We start from the raw sequence: 4,358 nt of genomic DNA on the forward strand, positions 1-4,358 counted from the left end.
CGCGGCGGCCCGCCTACGGCTGGGGATACGGCGCGAACCTGTTGTCGAAGCCCGCCTTGCGGGTCGCCAACTGTGCCGCGCGTTGCGCCTCGGTGTAGTACACGGTGCCCGGGGGCACGACGGTGGACAGGTCGCCGAGCGACACCAGCTGCGAGCTCACCGTGGGAAGATCCGTCGAATTGGGGTCGAGGTCCTGGAACCGCATCGAGATGGTCCCCTGGTTCAGGCCGCCCGTCGACACCCAGTTCGCCACGCCGGGATCGGTTTTCGAGATCACCAGCGTGTAGGTGCCGTCGGAGTTCGGGATCGCCTGCGAATCGTTCAGGCTGGTCTGCTGATTCCAGTAGTCGTTGGAGATGGTCCAATCGTTGGTCACCGGTAGTACGAAGTAGCCTGCGCTGCCCGGATCGACCGTCACGACCAGCGCTTGGTCGTCGGCCAATTGGAAGTAGCCTGCGCTCTGAAGCTGTGTCGCAAGGAATTCCGCGTTGCGCGCCGGGTTCTTCAACACGTTCGGCGCGATCTGCTGTCCGGTCTCCGGGTCGGTGGTGGCCACCGCCATGTACGTGGCCTCGCGCTGGATGCCGAGGGCCATGATGATGGCGGCGACGGCGCCCCGCAGTAGCGGCGGAGGATCGGCCAGGGGCGGAATCAGCGACACCAGCGCGGTGAGCAACGGACTGCCGACCACCAATGGCCCGATGCCGGGAATCGCGAAACCACCGAGCTGACTGAAGAGGCTGTTCGGCGGGCCGCCGACCCGCTCGATCGACAGGGTCATCGGCACCTCGGTGGCCCAGTCGGACAACGTGTTCCGCGTTGCGATGAGTGTCGAATCATTGGTCAGCTGAAGGTGATTGGTTTGACCAGGGGCGGCGGCGTCACGACTGACGGTGATGGTGAAGCTACCGTCCGGATTGACCACCAGGTCGTGACCGCCGAGGACCGACGCGGTGTTCCCGGACAAGCCGGTGAGAACGCTGAAGGTGGTGTCGGCGGGCCGGTCGCCGGTGAACTGCCCCGTGATGACGTACGACGACGCGGCGTTGACCCCCATGAACCGGTAGATCGTGTCGGGGTTGTCGTAGAGGATCCGGGAGCCGGGCACCATCTGCCCGTACCAGGTGTGCGGTGGTGCCACCTGCATGACGACCGTGGGGTCGTTGGAGTTGAGGATCTGTTGCTGGAATGCCGCCCCCATCGCGTATTCGTCGACGGCGGCCGCCAGCTGATCGAGGTTCCCTTGATCGGGGCCGCCGACCTGAGCGAACTGTTGCTGGGCGGCAGAGCGAAACCCGAACTGCAGCACCAGTTTCATCAGTGCGACGGGCAACGTGTCCGCCGTTTGAGCCGCCAATCGTTCGGCGGCGAGCTGCTGTGCGGTGCCCAACGGACTGGTGGCCGTGATCGACGCGGTGGGCTGCACCAGTGTCGTCGTCGACGACGCCGCAGCGACCCTCGCCGCAGGCGGGACGCCCTGCCCGGTTTCACGGCGCACCCAACCCAGCATGGCCCACAGCGCCGGGGCCTGGGGCGGCGTAGCCGGGTCCCCAGTGGCCGCCGACCGGGCCGCCACGGGCGGGTCCTGCGCGAGAGGTGCGGCCGCCGAGACAGTGTCCACCTGGGCGGATGGCGCGGGTGCTGACTGTGGCGTCGGTGTCCTCGTCGCAGTGTCGTCGGCGGCCTCCGTCGCGGTGGGCGACCGCTTGGACTTCTTCTGCTCCGACTTCGCGACCTTGGCAGCCGTCGGCGCGGGTTCCGCATCGACGCCGGGGGACGTGTCGTCGGCAGCCGAGTCCCTGGCTGCGCTCGGTTCGGAACTCTTCTCCGCCGTCTTGGAGTCGGGCTTGACCGGGGATTGCTGATGGTCACCGTCGGCGGACTTCTTCGACGACGGGCCGTCCTTCGCCCCGGTGGACCCCGAGGACGCGGACGATCCGGACGATGAGCCCGACTCGTTGTCGTCGGCGCTGGCGATTCCGGGGCTGGCAGCGATTGCGGCCCCAATCCCCAGCGCCACTGCCAGCGCACCCACCCGTCCGACGTACCTCGCGTAGCCCTTGGCCGGCCGCTGGCAGACCCGTTCGTGCGGCATCGACATTGACGCTCCACTCCGTGAGGTGGATGACACCCCGTGACTGGTTTATAGCAGCGTTGCCACCGCCTGGTGGCGATGTCCAGCGATCGAGGCAAGTTCGCTGGTTCGTCGCGTCAGCCGACGGACACCGCTTGACGCCCGATCCACTCACGTCCTGCCTTGGCCGCCCGGACCAATGCGCCGTACTCACCGAGGTAGTCGGCGATGGCTCCGACCGCAGGCAGCATCCCCAGATAGCGGAAGAGTCGGCGTGGCCGGGGCCGCTTGACGAGCTCGTCGCCGATGGCGCGCATCACTCCCGCCAGATGCCACACCGCCCTCACGAAGGCCAACGGCGTCCCGCCCGTCGGATTCGACTCTGGCTCCGGTGCGGTCGCGTCGTCATGGGTGTAGGGGTCGTCACCTAGGTCGCGATTGCACATCACCGCGGCGAGCAGCCGAACCTGTTGTCCGTAGTCGTCGACCCCACATTCACGCGCCACGGCGCACAACACGATCGCCTGGTTGGCGAAGCCGAGCGCGTCCTGAATCGGCAGACGGTCCGCAACGACGCCGAAGAAACCCGGAAAGGCGACCAGGACGGTGTCGAGCGCGCCGACCCGGTGCACCCACCAATTGGCCCTGCCGTCCAGGGTCATGTGCTCCCAGGCCCGCGTTCCTGGGACGTCGGCGGAATCGAGCACCCAGGCCAGCGCGTCGAGCGCCTTGTCGACGGAACCGTCGGCGACGCCAAGGTGGTGGCTGCGGCCCTTCAACCCGAACGGATCAGCCCGCGACAGCACGTCGACAACGGGGTTGATGATCCGCACCGCGCGACTCAAGGCGCACGCCACGTCGGCATCGTCGAGCACGACGGTGGGCATGGGAATGAGGGCCATGCGCTTATCTCTACCCGATCTCGTCGGATTGCAGTATGGGTTGCGTTACGGGCACTGACCGTTGTTCACACATCCTGGAGCGGGTGTTGCCTTCAAGGTTGGGGATGCCTCCATCGTGGCCAGCGTGGTAGCAGGAGTCGTCTGGGTCACGGTGATGCCCAACTTCAAGTTCGTCGGATCAACCGACATCGCGGGAACGGACGGTTGTGTGTACGTCCCTCCCGTCGATGAGTCACCAGAACCTCCGGCGAGATTGCCAACCGGCGAAACACCAGAATGGATGAGGCACAGCACTATCGCAGCGACTACGGCGACGATCGCGACGATTAGGGCGACCGTTTTGTTGCGCGCAGCATCCACGTGAGTTCTCCTTCTCGACCGCACCCGCTGAACACGCATCGGTGCATGGCGGGAGACGTTGGCGGCCTTCACTTTCCTTTCTAACGACGCGCGACCTACCGGTCAATCGTTCTTGACGTCATGTACGCATACCCAAAGCCGGTTGTCAGCAAGATCAACGCGGAGAAACGACCTATCTCGTTGTCCTGCAGCTAATTCAGGCGTGCGCGCGCCATCCGACTGCCAGCCGGAGGTCCCGAATTCAACACTTCCCCAGAAATCATCGCATCGAGTCACAGACATGGCTCGCGCGGATCGTTGGTGGACAAGCGGGGGTTGAGCGCTTACGATCGCCTCGTCGAAAAAGGCACGGTCGGTTGAATAGGTAAGCCCGACCACTTCCTCGGAAGTTCTGTTCCGCAGCAACGCGAGAACCCACGACACGTCTCCCAGCGCGCCTGCTGGGGATCACGTGTCGCGTGGATGTGTATGCGCGCTCCATCGTGATCATCGATTCATGGGAGCAACGGCATGATTCTCAACCATCTCGACCTCTACGTTCCTGACGTCGCTGCGACGCGGGAATTCTTCGTGCAGCACTTCGGCTTTCGTCATCACGCGACACGCGGCGCCGATCGACTCGCCATCCTGTACGACGATGCCGGCCTCGAGCTGGTGATCAGTCAGCCGATCGGCAAGCTCGGTGGTGCCGAACAGGTCGAATTGGACGTGACGACCTATCACATCGGGTTTCGCCTTTCATCGACCAAGAACGTCGATGACGTGTTTCGCGATCTGCAGGCTGGCACTAGCCAGCAGATCGACCCGCCGAAAGGGATGCGTGGGCGTTACCTCTTCTATTGCCTGGCGCCGGGCAACATCCTGGTCGAGGTATCGGCACCCAGTGACGAGGCGTAGCCACCAGCCCGGGTGTCTCGGCCTATGCCGATATCGATCGCGCCTGTATCGTGAACTCGCGCAACACTGTTGAACAGGATGCGGGCGCACTCGTCGCCGAGCAGGGCGGGGCTGCTGCCGGTGGG

3 protein-coding genes are annotated in these 4,358 nt (G+C 65.1%); 1 reads left to right on the plus strand and 2 read right to left on the minus strand.

Annotated features, from left to right (window positions below):
• Window positions 1-13: 13 nt before the first annotated feature.
• Together QOD90_RS00125 and QOD90_RS00130 are read right to left on the minus strand one after the other, a co-directional pair.
• Window positions 14-2,095 carry a hypothetical protein gene (locus QOD90_RS00125; protein WP_526345444.1) on the minus strand — a complete coding sequence of 694 codons (2,082 nt, stop codon included), beginning with the start codon at window positions 2,093-2,095 and terminating at the stop codon, window positions 14-16.
• 116 nt (window positions 2,096-2,211) lie between these two features.
• Window positions 2,212-2,976, minus strand: coding sequence for a hypothetical protein (locus QOD90_RS00130; RefSeq protein ID WP_526345440.1), 765 nt, complete (start codon window positions 2,974-2,976; stop codon window positions 2,212-2,214).
• 870 nt (window positions 2,977-3,846) lie between these two features.
• Here QOD90_RS00130 and QOD90_RS00135 point away from each other — a divergent pair.
• Window positions 3,847-4,233 carry a VOC family protein gene (locus tag QOD90_RS00135; RefSeq protein ID WP_526345442.1) on the plus strand — a complete coding sequence of 129 codons (387 nt, stop codon included), beginning with the start codon at window positions 3,847-3,849 and terminating at the stop codon, window positions 4,231-4,233.
• Window positions 4,234-4,358 lie beyond the last annotated feature (125 nt).

Source organism: Mycobacterium sp. (assembly GCF_032161845.1).
Classification (GTDB): Bacteria; Actinomycetota; Actinomycetes; order Mycobacteriales; family Mycobacteriaceae; genus Mycobacterium.